We start from the raw sequence: 17,063 nt of genomic DNA on the forward strand, positions 1-17,063 counted from the left end.
CACGATCTGTTGATCTTCCGTGCAGCGGAACGGCGGGGCAGCCCCGGCTACGGCGTGACCGCGAAGCCCGCCAGGATGGCGTCCGCCAGCTCCGTGTCGCCCTCCACCTTCACCCGGTCGGCGACGGAGCGCGCGCGGACCCGTCCCGCGGCCAGGCGGACGTACGTCTCCCAGTCCATCGTGAGCGTCACGGCAGGTCCCAGCGACGGGGCCTTGTCCACGGTCCCGCGCCCCTCCGCGTCGACCCGTACCGTCCGCATGAACTCCAGCTGACCGTGCACGTCGATCACCACCGCCGAGTTCGCCGGCGCCCCCGCCCGCTTCGCGACCACCTTCGGCAGCCCGGCGAGGAGGAGGTCCCGCGCCACGTACGCGCCCGGGGAGTCCCAGTTCCCCGGCACGCCCAGTGCCGCCCGCAGGTCCTGCTCGTGGACCCACACGTCGAACGCCCGCAGCCGCAGCGCCTGCTCCAGCGTCACCTGGTCGCCCAGCGGCCCCCGCACCATCGTGGCCGGATCCCGCTTCTCGTTGCGCAGCTGCCGCGCGCGCCGGATGACGGTGTACTCGAGCTCCGAGGTCATCTCCGGCGCGGTGTGGTGGCGCCGTACGTCGACCTGCACTTCCATGTACCGGCTGAACTCGTCCACCACGTGCCGCAGGTCGCGGGCCACGGTGTGGATCGGCCGCGGGTCTCCGAGCTGCTCGCATTCGATGCCGATGATGTGTGACACGACGTCACGGACCGACCAGCCCGGGCACGGTGTCGCCCGGTTCCACTCGCCCTCCGTCAGCGGAAGGACCAGCTCGGATATCGCCTCGATGGAGTGCGTCCACGCGTCGGCATAGGGCTGAAGGCTGGGATGGACGGTCAACGGGACCCCTCGCGGTGCTGTTCAGTGGCGCGTTCTGGAAGCTCTGGACATCAGACTCGGTTTCCAAAACTACGCTGCCGGTGAGCACCCCGGCAGTGCTTTCGTGTGACGATCGTAGGCCCGAGTTGTCGGCCGGAAGGCCAGGACGGTGGTAATGTGCGCGCCTCGCTGATTCAAATCGCCGTGAACGAGGGCGAGTCGGTTGATTCCCGGCGTGCCCGGGTGGCCGATCTCGTACGCGAGCAGGCCGGCTCGGATCTCGTCGTCCTGCCCGAGCTGTGGACGGTCGGGGCCTTCGCGTACGAGCAGTTCGAGACCGAGGCGGAACCGCTGGACGGCCCGACCTACGCGGCCATGGCCGGGGCCGCCCGCGACGCCCGGGTCTGGCTGCACGCGGGCTCGGTCGTGGAGCGCGCGGGCGACGGCTCGCTGTACAACACCACCCTCGTGCTCTCCCCGGAGGGCGAGCTGGCCGCCACCTACCGCAAGATCCACCGCTTCGGCTTCGACCAGGGCGAGGCGGTGCTCATGGCGGCGGGCGACACCCTGACCACGGTGGAGCTGCCGGAGCAGACCCTCGGCATCGCCACCTGCTACGACCTGCGCTTCCCCGAGATGTTCCGCGGCCTGGTCGACGCGGGGGCCACCACGATGGTCGTGGCCGCCGGGTGGCCCGCACGGCGCCGGTCGCACTGGACGCTGCTGAACCGGGCACGGGCGGTCGAGGACCAGTCGTACGTCCTGGCGTGCGGGCTCGCCGGCACCCACGCGGGCGTCGAACAGGCGGGCCACAGCCTGGTGGTGGACCCCTGGGGCGAGGTCCTGGCCGAGGCCGGGCCCGCCGAGGACGTCCTCACCGTCGACCTCGACCCGGCGCAGGTCCCCGACACCCGCGACCGGTTCCCGGCCCTCAAGGACCGCGTGCTGGGCCTTCGCCCCCCGGCCGCCCGATGACCACCGGCCCCGCCGCGGCTACCCGTCCTCGCGCTCCTTCTCGGCCATCCGGATCACGCACACCGCCACCGCGACCAGCAGCGCCGCGTCCGCGTCCTCGCGGACCACGTCCACCGCGTACGTGTCGCGGAGCCGGTACCACTGACGCGAGATCAGGGCGAGCAGCTCACCCTCGTACTCGACCTTGAACTCGCGGTCCAGGATCCGCCCGCTGACGTCGAGCCCGGTCCCCTCGGCCAGGGTCACGCGGTAGTGGTTGCGCAGCAGGGACAGCCGTTTCCTGCGGATCACCGCCAGCCGCAGGCCGTCCCGCTCCAGGGTCATCGCGTCGCGGAAGGAGAGCATCTTCTCCCGCAGGGTGATCAGGATCCGGCCGTCCGGATCCTTGAGCTCCAGGGTGTCGCGGACCGCCAGCGCCTTGCCGTCGACGAGGAAGGCGTGGCGGCCGTCCTCGTCCTCGATCCAGTAGTCGTCCCCGATGGCCAGCATTTTGTCCCGTACGAGGTATTTCATGCGCTGATCCGTGCCCGCGATAGGTTGCTCCCATGCCCCTGCTCTACGTGACCGACCTGGCGTACCCGGCGCGCGGCCGCCGCTACGGCGACGAGGACATATTCCTCACCGCCCGGCTGCGCGAGCACTTCGCGCTGGCCCTGTGCCATCCGCGCGACGCGCAGCGCCTGATGCCCGGCTTCGACGCCGTGATCGTCCGCAACAGCGGGCCGGTCCTGCACCACCAGGAGGCCTACGACGCCTTCCGCGCCGCCGCGCTCGCCTCCGGCACGCCGGTCTACAACCCCCTCACGGGCCGCGGCGACATGGCGGGCAAGCAGTACCTGCTCGACCTCACGGCCGCCGGCTACCCGGTCATCCCGACCGTCGACGACCCGGCCCGGCTGTCGGAACTGCCGCAGGTGCCCCAGTACGCGGTCAAGCCCAAGCAGGGCGCCGACTCCATCGGCCTCACCTTCACCGCGGACCCGTCCGGGACGGCGGGAGAGATCCTCATCCAGCCGCGCGTCGACTTCGCGTACGAGGTGTCCTTCTACTTCGTCGACGACACCTTCCAGTACGCGCTGTACGCCCCCGACCCGGACCGCCGCTGGGAGCTGCGGCCCTACGAACCCACGGGCGCAGACCTGGACTTCGCCCGCGTCTTCGTCGAGTGGAACACCCTCTCCCACGGCATCCAGCGGGTGGACGCCTGCCGGGCGCCTTCGGGCGAACTCCTCCTCGTGGAGCTGGAGGACCTGAACCCGTACCTGTCCCTGGACCTGGTCCCGCCCGCGGTGCAGGACGCCTTCGTCACCTCGCTCACGGGATCTCTCCGCTCCTTCCTCACCTGATGTCAGACCCGGGTGCGAGGCTCTGTCCATGGACAAGCAGACGTTCTGGCAGCTGATCGGCACGGCCCGCGCGGAGGCGGCGCAGGACCTGGTGGCGGAGCGTGCGGCGGCGCTGCTCGCACGCCTTCCGGAGGCGGAGATAGCCGGGGCCCAGCAGGTGCTGTGGGACCTGGTGAGGAGCCAGCCGCGGAAGTAGTCGAAGCCGTCGTCCGAGCAGCCGCCGTTGATCACGTAGGCCGCGGCCCAGAGGGGGCTGCGGTAGGACTCCGCCAGCAGCCTGGGACTTCGACTTCGACGACACGGAGCAGACCACGGCCCGCCTCCCCCGCCTGAGCGCCCTCTTCGACCAGGAGACACCCTCTTAGAGCCCGCACGGGTGCACAGGCCGGGGGGTGGCACCCTTGAGCCATGAACTCTGCCGCGCCCGCGCCCCGACGTGCCCGTGTCCGTGCTCCCGAGCTGGTCGGGAAGGGGGGCTGGCTGAACACCGGTGGGAAGCAGTACACCCTCGCCGACCTGCGGGGGCGGATCGTGATCCTGGATTTCTGGACCTTCTGCTGCATCAACTGCCTGCACGTCCTCGACGAGCTGCGCGAGCTGGAGGAGAAGCACCGCGACACCGTCGTGATCATCGGGGTGCACTCGCCGAAGTTCGTGCACGAGGCCGAGCACGCCGCCGTCGTCGACGCCGTCGAGCGGTACGAGGTGCACCACCCGGTGCTGGACGATCCGGAGCTCGCGACCTGGAAGCAGTACGCCGTCCGGGCCTGGCCCACGCTCGTGGTGATCGACCCCGAGGGGTACATCGTCGCGCAGCACGCCGGTGAGGGGCACGCGCACGCCATCGAGCGGCTCGTCGAGGAGCTGGAGGCCGCTCACGGGGCCAAGGGGACGCTGCGGCGCGGCGACGGGCCGTACGTGGCGCCGGAGCCGGTGGCGAGCGACCTGAGGTTCCCCGGCAAGGCCCTGGTGCTGCCCGGCGGGAACCTGCTGGTGTCGGACTCGACCCGGCACCAGCTGGTGGAGCTGGCCCCCGACGCGGAAACCGTCGTACGGCGCATCGGGAGCGGGGAGCGCGGCTTCGGCGGCGACAGCTTCAGCGAGCCGCAGGGGCTGGCGCTGCTGCCCGACGGGAGGGTCGTGGTCGCCGACACCGTCAACCACGCCCTGCGCGTCCTCGACCTGGAGAGCGGGGCCGTCGAGACCGTCGCCGGCACCGGCCGCCAGTGGTGGCAGGGCTCGCCCACCTCCGGGCCGGCCCTCGAGGTGGACCTGTCCTCGCCGTGGGACGTGGCCTGGTGGCAGGGCAAGGTGTGGATCGCCATGGCGGGCGTGCACCAGCTGTGGACGTGGGACCCGGAGACGGACCTCGTGGAGGCCGCCGCCGGTACGACCAACGAGGGGCTGCACGACGGGCCGGCCGCCGAGGCCTGGTTCGCCCAGCCCTCCGGGCTCGCGGCCGCGGGGGACCGGCTGTGGATCGCCGACTCCGAGACCAGCGCGCTGCGGTACGTCCACCCCACCGAGGACGGCTACGCCGTCACGACCGCCGTCGGCACCGGGCTGTTCGACTTCGGGCACCGGGACGGCGACGCCGGCCAGGCCCTGCTCCAGCACCCGCTGGGGGTCACCGCCCTGCCCGACGGTTCGGTCGCGGTGTGCGACACGTACAACCACGCGCTGCGGCGGTTCGACCCGGCGACCGGGCAGGTGTCCACCCTCGCCACCGATCTGCGCGAGCCCAGCGCCGCCGTCCTGGCCGGCGAGGACGTCGTGGTCGTCGAGTCCGCCCGGCACCGGCTGACCCGGCTGCGGCTCCCGGAGGACGCCGTACGCGTGGACGCGGTCGCCCACCGGACGCAGCGCGCCGCGACCGAGGTGGCGCCCGGCACGCTCCGCCTCGACGTGGTGTTCCAGGCGCCGAGCGGTCAGAAGCTCGACACCCGCTACGGGCCGTCCACCCGGCTGCTGGTCTCCTCGACGCCGCCCGAGCTGCTCGCGGCGGGCGAGGGCGCGGGGACCGACCTGTTCCGCGAGCTCGCGCTGAACCCGGACGTCACCGAGGGCGTCCTGCACGTCTCCGCGATGGCGGCGTCCTGCGACGACGACCCCGACAACGAGTACCCGGCCTGCCACGTCCACCAGCAGGACTGGGGCGTGCCCGTCCGCGTTGCCGACGGCGGGGCCGCCCGGCTGCCCCTCGTCCTCGCCGGGATGGACGAGCGGCAGGACGAAGGGCAGGACGAAGGGCAGGACGAGGGGTAGGACGCGGCGCCTTCCTGGGGGCTCAGCCCTCCAGGAAGGCCACCAGGGCGTTGGCGAGGAGGTACGGGTCGTCCGCGCCGCACAGTTCGCGGGCGCTGTGCATGGAGAGGATCGCGACGCCGATGTCGACGGTCTGGATGCCGTGGCGGGCGGCCGTGATCGGGCCGATCGTCGTGCCGCACGGCATGGAGTTGTTGGAGACGAAGGTCTGCCACGGCACGCCGGCCCGCTCGCAGGCGCTCGCGAACACCGCGCGCCCGCTGCCGTCCGTCGCGTACCGCTGGTTGACGTTGACCTTCAGGATCGGTCCGCCGTTGGCCCGCGGGTGGTGCGTCGGGTCGTGCCGCTCCCCGTAGTTGGGGTGCACGGCGTGACCGGTGTCCGAGGACAGGCAGATGGTGCCCGCGAAGGCCCGCGCGCGGTCTTCGTACGAGCCGCCGCGCGCGAAGACTGAACGTTCCAGCACGTTCCCCAGCAGCGGCCCGTCCGCGCCGGTGTCCGACTGCGAGCCGTTCTCCTCGTGGTCGAAGGCGGCCAGCACCGGGATGTACTCCAGCTTCCCGGAGGAGACCGCCGCCAGCGCCGCGATGCCCGCGTGCACCGACAGCAGGTTGTCCATGCGCGGGCCGGCCAGCAGCTCGCGGTCGCGGCCGAGGTAGGCGGGCGGCTCGATCGAGTGGACCATCAGGTCCCAGCCGGCCACCGAGCCCTGCTCCAGGCCCTCTTCCTCCTCCAGGAAGGCGATCAGGTCGCCCTCCTGGACCTCGCCCAGACCCCAGATCGGCTGCATGTGCCGCTGCTTGTCGAGTTTGAGGCCGTCCGTGTTCACCGACCGGTCCAGGTGCACGGCCAGTTGGGGCACGCGCATGAGCGCGCGGTCCACGTTCACCAGGCGCTCGGTGCCGTCGCGCAGGGTCAGCCGCCCGGCCAGGCCCAGGTCGCGGTCGAGCCAGGTGTTGAGCAGGGTCCCGCCGTAGATCTCGACGGCGATCTGCCGCCAGCCCTGGGAGCCGGTGTCCGGCAGCGGCTTGACCCGCAGGTTCGGGGAGTCGGTGTGCGCGCCGATGATGCGGAACGGGGTGTGCGCCGCGGCCCCTTCGGGGACGTACCAGGCGATGAGCGCGCCGCCGCGGAGCACGAACTTGCCTCCGGTGCTCGCATCCCAGGCGTCCGTCTCCGACAACTGCCTGAAGCCTGCCTTCTCCAGCCGCTCGGCCGCGTTGGCGACGGCGTGGTACGGCGACGGACTGGCCGTCAGATAGGTCATCAGATCGTCGGTGTGGCCGCGGTCGAAGCGGGCGGGAGAGCTCATCCCAATCTCCTTGCGTGGATATCGCCGGCTTCCGCCGGGGGAGGAAACGCATCCATGGCTCGGAGCCGCGCGGCGGCGGTGTGCCGTCGCGTGATGCTGTGACCTGTGCTGGTGTGCGTATCTCGACTGCCTGTGGAACGGGTGTCAGACCTCGACGGGAGTGGTTCACCTTAACGGGAGCGTTCACCCTCTCCGGACGACGGCTGACAGCCGAGAGGCCGGCGACGCAGGGGGTGTGATCTGCGGTCCCGGGGTTCTCAGCCCGGCGGGCGCTCGAATCGGCGCTGTAGCTGTCTGCGCTCGCCCCGGCGGATGCGCGGGAGCATCTCGGGGGTCTGCGGGGAGCGCTGCGCGCGTCGTTTGCGTCCGGCGCAGAAGATGCAGCCCTCACCCGGGGGTGCGTCGGGGTCGATGGGCGCCCCGGGGTGCTCGGAGCAGCCGGACGCGTTGCGCGGCCGGGACAGCTCGCGGGCGACGATGAAGGCGCGGTGGAGGTCGTCGGCGATGCGGACGAAGTCCTCCGCGGGCGAGGACAGGGCGAGGTGGAAGCGCTGGTCCTCGACGGTGCGCAGGCACGCGCGCAGCCGCTCGAGGGTGTACGGGCCCTCCGGCACGGGGTAGCCCAGGCGCCGCTGCTCCGCGGCCGGTGCGGGGCCGGCCGCCCGGGCGCCCTGCAGCCGCCGCCCGAGGCGGCGCCGGTCGTTGCAGATGAGGCAGCGGCCCCAGCCGTCGGGGGCCTCGGGGTCGAGGGCGCCGTTGGGGTGCTCGGGACAGCCGGTGTAGCTCCTGGCGGGCGCCAGTCCGGCGGCCGTCTGGAAGGCCACGTACAGCGCGTCGGCCATGCCCTCGTACTCGGCGGGGTGCGCGCCGTCGTACAGCTCCCGGAGGTGGTCGCCGAGGCTGCCCAGGCTCGCCTGCAGCTCCTTGAGGGCGTACGGCCGCCCGGTCGGGACGGAGTACCCCCTGCTGTGCTGCTGCTCCTGTGGACTCATGCGTATGAGCGTCCCATGAACGACCGACAACGGAAGAACGCGCTGGTAAGCGAGCGGCCGGGCCCCCGCGGAAGGGGGCCCGGCCGGACGGCGCGGAGGTGCGGCGAGCGCTGCTTAGAAGGCGGCCTCGTCGAGCTCCATCAGGGAGTTGTCGACGGCCTCGGCGAGCGAGCGGGCGACCGAGACGCCGGGCAGGACCTGGGACGCGAAGAACTTCGCGGCGGCGATCTTGCCGGTGTAGAACGGCACGTCCTTGGCGGAGGCGCCTGCCAGCTTCTCGGCGGCCACGGCGGCACCCTTGAGCAGCAGGTATCCGACGACGACGTCACCGGAGGCCATCAGCAGGCGGGTGGTGTTCTGGCCGACCTTGTAGATGTTCTTGACGTCCTCGCCGGTGGCGGTGAGGTCGACGATCATCTGGCCGACGATGGCCTCGAGGTCGACGGCGGCCTTGGCGAGCGCGTCGCGGGCGCCGGCCAGCTCCTCGCCGCCGACGGCCTCGGCCAGGAACTTCTTGATCGTCTCGGAGAGGACGTTCAGCGAGGCACCCTGGTCGCGGACGATCTTCCGGAAGAAGAAGTCCTGGCCCTGGATCGCCGTGGTGCCCTCGTAGAGGGTGTCGATCTTGGCGTCCCGGATGTACTGCTCGATCGGGTATTCCTGGAGGTAACCGGAACCGCCGAAGGTCTGCAGCGACTGGGCGAGCAGCTCGTAGGACTTCTCCGAGCCGTAGCCCTTGACGATCGGCAGGAGCAGGTCGTTCAGGCCGATCTCGGCGGAGGCGTCCTCGCCCGCGGCCTGCTTGACCTGGATCGCGTCCTGGACGGAGGCGGTGTACAGCACCAGGGCGCGCATGCCCTCCGCGTACGCCTTCTGCGTCATGAGCGAGCGGCGCACGTCGGGGTGGTGCGTGATGGTGACCTTGGGCGCGGTCTTGTCCATGAAGTTGGCCAGGTCCGGGCCCTGCACGCGCTCCTTGGCGTACTCCAGCGCGTTCAGGTAGCCCGTCGAGAGCGTCGCGATGGCCTTCGTGCCGACCATCATGCGGGCGAACTCGATGATCATGAACATCTGGCGGATGCCGTCGTGCTTGTCACCGATCAGCCAGCCCTTGGCGGGGTGCTGGTCGCCGAAGGTCATCTCGCACGTGTTGGAGGCCTTGAGGCCCATCTTGTGCTCGACGTTCGTGGCGTAGACGCCGTTGCGCTCGCCCAGCTCGCCGGTCTCCCAGTCGAAGTGGAACTTCGGGACGAGGAAGAGGGACAGGCCCTTGGTGCCCGGGCCGTGGCCCTCGGGGCGGGCGAGGACGTAGTGGAGGATGTTCTCCTCCATGTCGTGCTCACCGGAGGTGATGAAGCGCTTCACGCCCTCGATGTGCCAGGAGCCGTCGGCCTGCTGGATCGCCTTGGTGCGGCCGGCGCCCACGTCCGAGCCGGCGTCCGGCTCGGTGAGGACCATGGTGGAGCCCCAGCGCTTCTCGACGGCTATCTGGGCGATCTTCTTCTGCGCCTCGTTGCCCTCCTCGTGGAGGATGCCGGCGAACGCCGGGCCGGAGGAGTACATCCAGATGGCCGGGTTCGAGCCGAGCAGCAGCTCCGCGTACGCCCAGATGAGGGAACGGGGCGAGGTGGTGCCGCCGATCTCCTCGGGCAGGCCCAGGCGCCAGTACTCCGAGTCCATGAAGGCTTCGTAGCTCTTCTTGAAGGAGGCCGGGACCGGCGCGGTGTTGGTGGCCGGGTCGAAGACCGGCGGGTTGCGGTCCGCGTCCTCGAAGGAGGCGGCCAGCTCGTTCTCGGCGAGGCGGGTGAGCTCGGAGAGGACGCTCTTGGCGGTCTCGGTGTCCATCTCCTCGAACGGACCGGTGCCGTACAGCTTGTCGCGGCCGAGCACCTCGAAGAGGTTGAACTCGATGTCGCGGAGATTCGACTTGTAGTGCCCCATGGCGACGGCTCCGTTAAGGCTCGGGGAGACAGGTTCCTCGTACATACCAATCGGTAACAACATGATGCTACCCACCGGTAATAACGGCAACCCTTCCGCGCCGACTGTGACCAGGGTCAAAGCTCGCACCAGACCGTCTTGCTGCCGTGGCTCTGGGTGACTCCCCACCGTAGGGACACGGCCTCGAGCAGGGCCAGACCGCGGCCGGACTCCTCGGTGCCGGTCGCGTTCCGCGGTACGGGCCACGCGCGCGGACCGGGATCGGTGAGCTCGACCCGCGTACGGGTTGCCCTTCCGGTGATCCGCAGGGTGACCGGCGTGCCCTCGCCGAGGTGGGTGATCACGTTGCCCATCAGCTCGCTGACGCACAGCTCGGCGTCGCGGCAGGCCGCCGCGCTCCCGAGGTGCTCGCGCACGGCGTGGCGCAGCATCGGCACGGCCGTGGGGACGGCGAGCAGTCGGATGGTGAGGGCGTTCACCGGGGGGTGCGCAGGACGTCGGCGAGGCGCTGGGCGGTGGCGGCGTTGCAGTTGCCGAGGGCGATGAGGGGCGGCGTGCGGTAGGCGCTGGCGTAGGAGGGGAGGTGCAGGGCGAGGGAGGGCAGCGTGACGCCGTGCGCGGCGAGCGCGGCGCGGAGCTCTGCGAGGGCCGCGATGGCCTCGCGGTCGTTGGCGGGGTCGCTCATGGGGGGACGGCCTTCCTGTGCGGACTGTGACGAAGCGCTCACAGCCTGGCGGGGGGCGGCGTACCGTGGGAAGGGTTTCTGTTCCACAGAACGAGGTGTGGAAGGGCGGGCGTTAGTGGCCGCACGCAAGGAGATTGACGGATCGGCGAGCGTCCCTGCCTTCTACGGCAAGGAGCTGCGCTGGAAGCGGGAGGCGGCGGGCCTCACGCTCCAGCAAACGGTGGAGGGCTGCTTCTACGGCGGCAGCTACCTCAGCGAGATCGAGCGCGGTCATCGACGCATGCCGCTGGAGCTGGCCCGGCACGTCGACCGGGTGCTGAAGACCGACGGCTTCTTCGCGCGACGTTGCGAGGACGTCCGCAATGCCCGTACCAGCCTGTACGCGCCGTACTTCGCGGACGCCGTGGAAATGGAGGCGCACGCCCGGGACCTCGAGGAATGGTCTCCCATGCTCATCCCCGGTCCCCTCCAACTGGAGCCCTATATCCGGCAGCTCGTCCATACTTTCAACCCCTCGGACGATGAGGCGGAGGTCCAGCGGAAGGTCGCCGCGCGGCGTGCCCGCGCCTGGGTATTCGAGGAGCCCGAGGGTCCCGCGTCGTGGGTCGTCTTCCACGAGTCGATCCTTCGACAGCCCATCGTCGGAGACCAGGTCATGGCGGAGCAATTGGCCCACGTGGCGGCTGTTGCGCGCCGCCGTCGCTACATTCCACAGATCCTTCCGTGTAACGCCGGGGCGCACCCGTTCATGATGGGGTCGACGTTCCTCATGAGCTTCAGCGACGCCTCGCCCGTCATGTACACGGAGGGCATGTACAGCGGCCAGATCATCGACGATCCGGGCATCGTGAGGCAGTACCAGCAGGCGTACAACCGCCTTCGGGCGGCCGCTCTGCCGCCGGAGGCTTCTCTGAAGATGATCGAGGCAGCAGCGGAGGACTACGGCAATGGCACCCATGCACGTCGACGAGAGCGCAGCCGCCTGGCGGAGGAGCAGCTACAGCACGGCTACTGAGGGCCTCTGCGTCGAGGTCGCCGACGGCCTCGTCGGGATCGTCCCGGTTCGGGACTCCAAGAGGCCCGGCGGGCCCGCGCTGATCGTCAGCGCGACCGCATGGGTGCCGTTCCTTGCCGCCCTAAAGGCGGCCCCGCCTCGGTAGGCTGTCGGCCATGTACGGCTACGACCAGAACCAGGGTGCCCAGCAGGGCTACGCCGCGCCCCAGCAGATGGGCTACGGCGAGCAGCCGCTGTACCCCGAGCCGTCCCCGCCCTCCCTCGCGGACGCGGTGCGGGCCTTCACCACCGGGTCCCTGTCCGCCGAGGACTTCCAGCAGATCTTCGCCACCTCGAAGGTGTACTGCCCGCGCGGCGAGACCCCGGGCTTCCTGGCGCTGCACAACACGCAGCAGCCGGTCATCCCGATGTTCACCACGCTCAAGGAGCTGCGCCGGTACGCCGGCAAGGAGTCCAAGTACTTCGTGATCACCGGCGCCGAGGTGATCGACCTGCTGCCCACCGGGTACGGCTTCGTCCTCGACATGGAGGGCGACCACCGGATGGTCTTCGACGCCAAGGCGGTCGAGCAGATGGTCGACTTCGCCATGCGCCGCATGTACGGCTAGCCCCGTACGTTTCGGGGGTGCCCGAAAGGATCGCGTGCGCTGCGGCGGCTGCCGAGTATCGGTGCTGCGGGGGGAATCCACGGGGGGTCTCCGCCCGCACCACCACGAGGAGGCAGTGATGGCTCGTACGCCGATCCGAACGAAGCTCGCCGCGGTCGCGGCCGCGGGGATGCTGGCGCTGGGCACGGGGGTCCTGGCGGCGGCACCGGCGCAGGCCGCAGGGTGCGGGGTGAGCGGGGGGACGCTGTACTGCGGCAACACCCCGAACATCGACATGTACCGGTGGGCGAGCTTCAGCGCGCCGTACGCGGACACGCTGAAGACGAACCCGAGCGCGTTCGACTGCTGGACCAGGGGCGACTGGCACGGCGGCGGCAACTCCACCTGGTACGGCGCACGCGGCGACGTGCGGGGTGCCTTCGGGTTCGTTCCCGCCCAGTACGTGAACACCTCGTCGGAGTTCGACGCGCACCCGGACTGGTACGGGCTCGACCACTGCTGACCTGACCTGCGCATATGCACGTACGGCCCCCGGGGGAATGCCCCCGGGGGCCGTCGCGTTCTGTCGGGTGTGGCAGAAAGTTCGAGTTTCAACTAAACTCGACGCAGAAGGAGGTCCTGACCATGCCCGCAGTGACTGTTGAGAACCCGTTGACGCTCCCCCGCGTGGCCGAGCCGACCGCGGTCGCCCCGCGCAAGGTGCTGGCCGTCGTGACCGCTCCCGGTGGGTTCGAGGGCGAGGGATTCCCGGTGCGCCGCGCGTTCGCCGGCATCAACTACCCGTACCTCGACCCGTTCATCATGATGGACCAGATGGGTGAGGTGGAGTACGCCCCGGGCGAGCCCAAGGGCACCCCGTGGCACCCGCACCGCGGCTTCGAGACCGTCACGTACCTGATCGACGGAACCTTCGTCCACCAGGACAGCAACGGCGGCGGCGGAGTCATCAACGGCGGTGACACGCAGTGGATGACCGCCGGTTCGGGCCTGCTGCACATCGAGGCCCCGCCGGAGTCCCTGGTCGTGTCCGGCGGGCTGTTCCACGGCCTCCAGCTGTGGGTGAACCTCCCGGCCTCCGACAAGATGATGCCCCCGCGCTACCAGGACATCGGCGGCGGCCAGGTCCAGCTGCTGACCACCCCGGACGGCGGCGCGCTGCTCCGCGTGATCGCCGGCGAGCTGGACGGCCACCAGGGACCGGGCATCACCCACACCCCGATCACGATGATCCACGCGACCGTCACCCCGGGCGCGCAGATCACCCTGCCGTGGCGCGAGGACTTCAACGCCCTCGCCTACGTCATGGCCGGGCGCGGCTCGGTCGGCGAGGACCGCCGGCCGGTCCACACCGGGCAGACGGCCGTCTTCGGCGAGGGCGGCTCGCTCACGGTGCGGGCGGACGAATCCCAGGACTCCAACGCTCCGGACCTCGAGGTCGTCCTCCTCGGCGGGCGTCCGATCCGCGAGCCGATGGCGCACTACGGGCCGTTCGTCATGAACAGCAAGCACGAGCTCCAGCAGGCTTTCGACGACTTCCAGGCCGGCCGGCTGGGCACCATCCCGACCACCGCCCGGGAGCGCACCAAGTCGGCGGAGCAGCACTCCTAGGCAGGAGTCAGCGGCGCAGGGCCTCCGCCGGTTCGGTACGCGAGGCCCGCCACGCCGGATAGAGCCCGGCCAGGACCCCGGTGACCAGCCCGATCAGCGGCGCCACGGCGACCGTGACGGGCGACATCACCGGGGTCCAGTCGCGCAGGGCCGACACCGCGACCACGGTGAGCGTGCCGAGCGAGGTGCCGACCAGGCCGCCCACGGCGCCCTGGGCCGCGGATTCGGCCAGGAACTGGACCATGATGTGGCGCCCGCGCGCGCCGAGGGCCCGGCGCAGCCCGATCTCCCCGGTCCGCTCCAGTACCGCCACCAGCGTGGTGTTCGCGATCCCCACCGCGCCGATGACCAGACAGATCGCCGCGAGCAGCAGGAACAGCTGGTCCAGGTCGGTGGTGACCCCCGCCCGCAGGCTCCGCGGATCGGGCGGCGGGACGGGCCCCAGCCAGTCGGGATGGTCCGGGCGCAGGGCGGGCGGCAGCTCCCCTGCCACCTGGCGGGCCGCGCCCAGCTCGGTCACCACCAGCATCCGGGCCCGCTGGGCGTTGTCCGGCGGCCCCCACAGCTTCTCGGCGGTCCGCCGGGGCACGACCACCGACAGCAGCAGGTCCGCCTTGCGGTCGGCGCCCGTGGCGATGCCGATCACGGTGAACGGATGGTCGCCGATGAACACCGCGGGGCGGCTCTCCAGCGTGGTGATGCCCAGGCGGGCGGCCATCGCCGAACCGACCACCGCCACCTGTTCGCCGCGCCCGTCGTGGAAGCCGTCGAAGCCCCGGCCGGAGCCGAGGGTCAGCCCGGCCGCGCGCAGCATCCCGGGGGACGCGGCGACCACGGGGATCCGCTCGCCCGCGGCCCCGGCCACCGGGGCCGACCGCACGGTGGTCCCGCCGAGCGGCACAGGCCAGAACACCCCTGCGGCCGTGACCCCGTTCAGGGCTTCCGCGCGGGCGTCGGCGTCGGCGGGGAAGGCGTTCGGCACCTGCTGCGCGAGCTGTGGATCGCCGCGGCCGGCGGTGTCCTCGACCCCGACCTCCGTGGCCGTCATCGCGTTGAACCGGCTGTCGATCTGCGAGGACGCGGTGCCCGTCAGGCCCAGGATCGCCACGAAGGTGCCCACGCCCAGCACCGTGCCCAGGCCCGTGAGGGCGGAGCGGGCGGGGCGCTGGAGCATTCCGGCGAGTGCCTCCGCGAGCACGTCGCGCGGCGAGAACCGGGAGGGCGTGATGCCGGCCGCGGTGTCCTTCCGTCCCCGCCCCACGCTCCACCTCGCCTTCCACCTCACGATGTCCATCCCTGCGTCGTCATGTGCGTACGACCTCGCCCAGCATTCCGTCGCGGATGGACACGGTCCGCCGGCCCCGCCCGGCCACCCGCGGATCGTGCGTGATGACCAGCAGGGTCAGCCCGTCGGCGTGCAGTTCGTCCAGCAGGGCCAGTACGGAGTCGGCCGTGGCGGTGTCCAGGTTGCCGGTCGGCTCGTCGCACAGCAGCAGCGACGGCTCCGCGACCAGGGCCCGGGCGATGGCCACGCGCTGGCGCTCACCACCGGACATCCGGGTCGGCAGGTGGCCGGTGCGGTGTCCGAGGCCGACCCGGTCGAGTGCGCTGCGGGCCCGCTCGGCGCGCTCCGCTCGCGGGACGCCGTTGTAGACCATCGCGAGGAGCACGTTCTCCAGGGCGCTGCGGTGGGGCAGCAGGTGGAACGACTGGAAGACGAAGCCGATGCGCTGCCCGCGCAGGGCGGTCCGGTCGCGGTCGCGCAGGGCGCCGGTGTCGATGCCGTCGAGGAGGTAGCGGCCGCCGGTCGGGGCGTCGATGAGCCCGGCGACGTTCAGGAAGGTCGACTTCCCGGAGCCGGAGGGGCCGACGACGGTGACGTACTCGCCGCGCTCCACGGTCAGTTCGCAGGGCCGCAGCGCGTGGACGGGCGGTGGTCCGGGATAGGTCAGTCCGACGCCCTCGAAGCGGACCACCGGGGGGATGCCGGCCCCGGTCACGGCTTCGCCTGGGCGACCAGCACCCGGTCGCCGTCGGCGAGCGCGCCCCCGCCGATCGGATCGACCTGGACCATCCCGTCGGCGGACATCCCGGCCCGGACCTCGACCCGGCGCCGGTCCCCCTGCGCCTGCGGGTCCTTGCCGAGCACCGTGACGGTGGTCCGGCCGTCCGCGCCCGCCGACACGGCCGACAGCGGCACGATCAGCACCGGCTCCCCCGAGGAGGCGGCGGTCACGGTGAGCCGTACGCCCTGCCCCGTGAGCTGGGGGTCGAGGGCCTGGTCGGGCGTGACCGTCAGGGCGTAACCGCCGGGGTTCTGCGGGGAGTCCGGGGCGGCCTGGCCGGAGCCGCCGCCGCCCGCCGGGGCGGGCCCCGCCGCCGCCGGGGTGGGATCGGCAGCCACCGCTTCGACGGTCGCGGTCGCGCTCAGGCCGGTGGCCTCGGACAGCAGCTGGACCTTCATCCCCGGTTTCACGAGGTCCTTCTGGTGGGCCGGGAGGGAGGCCCGGACGACGGGGGCGCCCGCCGAGACGCTCAGCAGGGCCTCCGGGACGGCCTCGCCGACCGAGGCCTTCACCGCGTCCACCCGGGCGGGGAAACCCTTCACGAAGAGCAGTTCGTCGGCCGGGACCATGGGACCGGCCGCCGCCCGGGCCGCGTCCAGCCGGGACTTCGCCTTGGCCAGGTCCTGCTGGGCGAAGGTGAGCTGCAGCTGCGCCTCCGAGGCGTCCCCACCCCCACCACCGCCCTCCTTGGCCTTCTTCAGGGCGTTCTTCGCCGTGGTGACCTGCCGCGCGGCCGCGTCCGCCGCGTCCTCGGCCACCCGTACGTTCTCCGCGTCGGCCGGATCGGAGGGCCGCGGGGCGTATCCGAGCGCGGTGTAGAAGGCGGTGACGGCCGCCTTCGTCCCGGCGCCGTACGTGCCGGCCGGGTCCGCGCCGGTCGAGTGCCCCAACGCCTTCAGCCCCTGCTGGAGCTGTCCCACGTCCTTGCCGGTGGCACCCGGCTTCAGGTCCCGGTACACGGGCAGCGCCCCGGCCAGCGCGAACACGGGCCGCCCCGAGACCTCGAGGAGCACCTCGCCGGCCTGTACGGACGTCCCGGGCTGCTTGTTCACCCGGGTGACCACGGGCTTCGCACCCGCGGCCGCCCCTGCGCCCGCGCCGGGCGTGACGGTCAGGGTCTGCTCGGCGGTCACGGTGCCGCGTACGACCACCGACGAGGTGAGGACCCGCCGTTCCACCCGGTCGGCGAGCACCGAGGCGGGCGGCGGCGCGGCGTCGGCGGCGACCTGCGCGGGGGAGCGGATCGTGGTGGCCACGACGATCCCGGCCGTGGTGAGCACGACCGCGCCGGCGACGACCCACGTCAGGATGCGGCGGCGGCTGCCGAGTGAGGACGGCGCGTCCGGCGCTCCGGGAGCGTCGGCCTCCCCGGGAGCGGTGGGCTCTTCATGTTTCACGT

At 71.7% G+C, this 17,063-nt stretch carries 19 protein-coding genes and 1 pseudogene; 9 read left to right on the forward strand and 11 right to left on the reverse strand.

What is annotated here, in order from left to right; all coding sequences use genetic code 11:
* Positions 1-47: 47 nt before the first annotated feature.
* Positions 48-872, reverse strand: a complete 825-nt coding sequence (locus tag ACZ6I1_RS07645) for a maleylpyruvate isomerase family mycothiol-dependent enzyme (protein ID WP_469284240.1) — start codon at positions 870-872, stop codon at positions 48-50.
* Positions 873-1,028: 156 nt separating this feature from the next.
* On the opposite strand from ACZ6I1_RS07645, the gene ACZ6I1_RS07650 reads away from it, so the two are divergent.
* Entirely contained in the window at positions 1,029-1,826 is a 798-nt protein-coding gene (locus tag ACZ6I1_RS07650) for a carbon-nitrogen family hydrolase (RefSeq protein WP_469284242.1), read from the forward strand.
* Between the two features lie 18 nt (positions 1,827-1,844).
* Here ACZ6I1_RS07650 and ACZ6I1_RS07655 read toward each other — a convergent pair whose 3' ends face one another.
* Entirely contained in the window at positions 1,845-2,339 is a 495-nt protein-coding gene (locus ACZ6I1_RS07655; RefSeq protein WP_469284245.1) for an LURP-one-related/scramblase family protein, read from the reverse strand.
* Positions 2,340-2,371: 32 nt separating this feature from the next.
* Here ACZ6I1_RS07655 and ACZ6I1_RS07660 point away from each other — a divergent pair, with 32 nt between their 5' ends.
* Positions 2,372-3,172, forward strand: a complete 801-nt coding sequence (locus ACZ6I1_RS07660) for an ATP-grasp domain-containing protein (RefSeq protein WP_469284247.1) — start codon at positions 2,372-2,374, stop codon at positions 3,170-3,172.
* A 28-nt stretch (positions 3,173-3,200) separates the two neighbouring features.
* Entirely contained in the window at positions 3,201-3,368 is a 168-nt protein-coding gene (locus ACZ6I1_RS07665) for a DUF4240 domain-containing protein (RefSeq protein ID WP_469284250.1), read from the forward strand.
* Here ACZ6I1_RS07665 and ACZ6I1_RS07670 read toward each other — a convergent pair.
* Positions 3,341-3,448 (reverse strand): annotated as a pseudogene (locus ACZ6I1_RS07670) (DUF4240 domain-containing protein); the annotation flags it as partial. The gene ACZ6I1_RS07665 and the pseudogene ACZ6I1_RS07670 sit on opposite strands and share 28 nt — an antisense overlap.
* A gap of 132 nt (positions 3,449-3,580) precedes the next feature.
* Between ACZ6I1_RS07670 and ACZ6I1_RS07675 the strand changes: the two are divergent.
* Entirely contained in the window at positions 3,581-5,437 is a 1,857-nt protein-coding gene (locus tag ACZ6I1_RS07675; protein ID WP_469284253.1) for an NHL domain-containing thioredoxin family protein, read from the forward strand.
* A 22-nt stretch (positions 5,438-5,459) separates the two neighbouring features.
* On the opposite strand, the gene ACZ6I1_RS07680 is transcribed toward ACZ6I1_RS07675, so the two are convergent.
* The 5 genes from ACZ6I1_RS07680 to ACZ6I1_RS07700 form a co-directional block, all read right to left on the reverse strand.
* Complete coding sequence (locus ACZ6I1_RS07680; RefSeq protein WP_469284256.1) at positions 5,460-6,749, reverse strand: M18 family aminopeptidase; 1,290 nt, start codon at positions 6,747-6,749, stop codon at positions 5,460-5,462.
* 257 nt (positions 6,750-7,006) lie between these two features.
* Entirely contained in the window at positions 7,007-7,741 is a 735-nt protein-coding gene (locus ACZ6I1_RS07685; RefSeq protein ID WP_469284260.1) for a hypothetical protein, read from the reverse strand.
* A gap of 114 nt (positions 7,742-7,855) precedes the next feature.
* On the reverse strand, positions 7,856-9,682 hold the full coding sequence (locus ACZ6I1_RS07690) for an acyl-CoA dehydrogenase (RefSeq protein WP_469284403.1): 1,827 nt from the start codon (positions 9,680-9,682) through the stop codon (positions 7,856-7,858).
* A gap of 116 nt (positions 9,683-9,798) precedes the next feature.
* The gene (locus ACZ6I1_RS07695; protein ID WP_469284264.1) at positions 9,799-10,161 is read right to left on the reverse strand and encodes an ATP-binding protein; all 363 of its coding nucleotides are present in this window, start codon (positions 10,159-10,161) and stop codon (positions 9,799-9,801) included.
* Entirely contained in the window at positions 10,158-10,367 is a 210-nt protein-coding gene (locus ACZ6I1_RS07700; RefSeq protein WP_469284266.1) for a hypothetical protein, read from the reverse strand. The genes ACZ6I1_RS07695 and ACZ6I1_RS07700 overlap by 4 nt, the downstream gene beginning before the upstream one ends.
* Before the next feature lie 115 nt (positions 10,368-10,482).
* On the opposite strand from ACZ6I1_RS07700, the gene ACZ6I1_RS07705 reads away from it, so the two are divergent.
* From ACZ6I1_RS07705 to ACZ6I1_RS07725, 5 genes are all read left to right on the forward strand, one after another.
* The gene (locus tag ACZ6I1_RS07705; RefSeq protein ID WP_469284269.1) at positions 10,483-11,382 is read left to right on the forward strand and encodes a helix-turn-helix domain-containing protein; all 900 of its coding nucleotides are present in this window, start codon (positions 10,483-10,485) and stop codon (positions 11,380-11,382) included.
* Positions 11,324-11,527, forward strand: a complete 204-nt coding sequence (locus ACZ6I1_RS07710; RefSeq protein ID WP_469284405.1) for a DUF397 domain-containing protein — start codon at positions 11,324-11,326, stop codon at positions 11,525-11,527. Before ACZ6I1_RS07705 ends, ACZ6I1_RS07710 begins: the two co-directional genes overlap by 59 nt.
* Positions 11,528-11,537: 10 nt before the next feature.
* On the forward strand, positions 11,538-11,990 hold the full coding sequence (locus ACZ6I1_RS07715; protein ID WP_469284271.1) for an SseB family protein: 453 nt from the start codon (positions 11,538-11,540) through the stop codon (positions 11,988-11,990).
* 118 nt (positions 11,991-12,108) lie between these two features.
* Positions 12,109-12,492 carry a hypothetical protein gene (locus ACZ6I1_RS07720; protein WP_469284273.1) on the forward strand — a complete coding sequence of 128 codons (384 nt, stop codon included), beginning with the start codon at positions 12,109-12,111 and terminating at the stop codon, positions 12,490-12,492.
* A 122-nt stretch (positions 12,493-12,614) separates the two neighbouring features.
* Positions 12,615-13,598: a pirin family protein gene (locus ACZ6I1_RS07725; RefSeq protein ID WP_469284276.1), complete on the forward strand. Its 984-nt coding sequence runs from the start codon at positions 12,615-12,617 to the stop codon at positions 13,596-13,598.
* A 7-nt stretch (positions 13,599-13,605) separates the two neighbouring features.
* On the opposite strand, the gene ACZ6I1_RS07730 is transcribed toward ACZ6I1_RS07725, so the two are convergent.
* From ACZ6I1_RS07730 to ACZ6I1_RS07740, 3 genes are read right to left on the reverse strand one after another with little or no spacing between them, the layout of a single operon-like run.
* A complete protein-coding gene (locus ACZ6I1_RS07730; RefSeq protein WP_469284278.1) occupies positions 13,606-14,892 on the reverse strand; it encodes an ABC transporter permease in 1,287 nt (428 codons plus the stop codon).
* Positions 14,893-14,902: 10 nt separating this feature from the next.
* Positions 14,903-15,598: an ABC transporter ATP-binding protein gene (locus tag ACZ6I1_RS07735; protein WP_469284280.1), complete on the reverse strand. Its 696-nt coding sequence runs from the start codon at positions 15,596-15,598 to the stop codon at positions 14,903-14,905.
* Positions 15,595-17,061, reverse strand: coding sequence for a peptidoglycan-binding protein (locus ACZ6I1_RS07740; protein WP_469284282.1), 1,467 nt, complete (start codon positions 17,059-17,061; stop codon positions 15,595-15,597). Before ACZ6I1_RS07740 ends, ACZ6I1_RS07735 begins: the two co-directional genes overlap by 4 nt.
* Positions 17,062-17,063: the final 2 nt, after the last annotated feature.

This window comes from Streptomyces sp. NPDC046303 (assembly GCF_055588085.1).

Coding starts and splice junctions, on each gene's coding strand:
- ACZ6I1_RS07725 (WP_469284276.1), top strand. CDS start 12,615: ATGCCCGCAGTGACTGTTGAGAACCCGTTGACGCTCCCCCGCGTGGCC.
- ACZ6I1_RS07720 (WP_469284273.1), top strand. CDS start 12,109: ATGGCTCGTACGCCGATCCGAACGAAGCTCGCCGCGGTCGCGGCCGCG.
- ACZ6I1_RS07660 (WP_469284247.1), top strand. CDS start 2,372: ATGCCCCTGCTCTACGTGACCGACCTGGCGTACCCGGCGCGCGGCCGC.
- ACZ6I1_RS07680 (WP_469284256.1), bottom strand. CDS start 6,749: ATGAGCTCTCCCGCCCGCTTCGACCGCGGCCACACCGACGATCTGATG.
- ACZ6I1_RS07675 (WP_469284253.1), top strand. CDS start 3,581: ATGAACTCTGCCGCGCCCGCGCCCCGACGTGCCCGTGTCCGTGCTCCC.
- ACZ6I1_RS07685 (WP_469284260.1), bottom strand. CDS start 7,741: ATGAGTCCACAGGAGCAGCAGCACAGCAGGGGGTACTCCGTCCCGACC.
- ACZ6I1_RS07690 (WP_469284403.1), bottom strand. CDS start 9,682: ATGGGGCACTACAAGTCGAATCTCCGCGACATCGAGTTCAACCTCTTC.
- ACZ6I1_RS07700 (WP_469284266.1), bottom strand. CDS start 10,367: ATGAGCGACCCCGCCAACGACCGCGAGGCCATCGCGGCCCTCGCAGAG.
- ACZ6I1_RS07710 (WP_469284405.1), top strand. CDS start 11,324: ATGCACGTCGACGAGAGCGCAGCCGCCTGGCGGAGGAGCAGCTACAGC.
- ACZ6I1_RS07715 (WP_469284271.1), top strand. CDS start 11,538: ATGTACGGCTACGACCAGAACCAGGGTGCCCAGCAGGGCTACGCCGCG.
- ACZ6I1_RS07665 (WP_469284250.1), top strand. CDS start 3,201: ATGGACAAGCAGACGTTCTGGCAGCTGATCGGCACGGCCCGCGCGGAG.
- ACZ6I1_RS07655 (WP_469284245.1), bottom strand. CDS start 2,339: ATGAAATACCTCGTACGGGACAAAATGCTGGCCATCGGGGACGACTAC.
- ACZ6I1_RS07730 (WP_469284278.1), bottom strand. CDS start 14,892: ATGGACATCGTGAGGTGGAAGGCGAGGTGGAGCGTGGGGCGGGGACGG.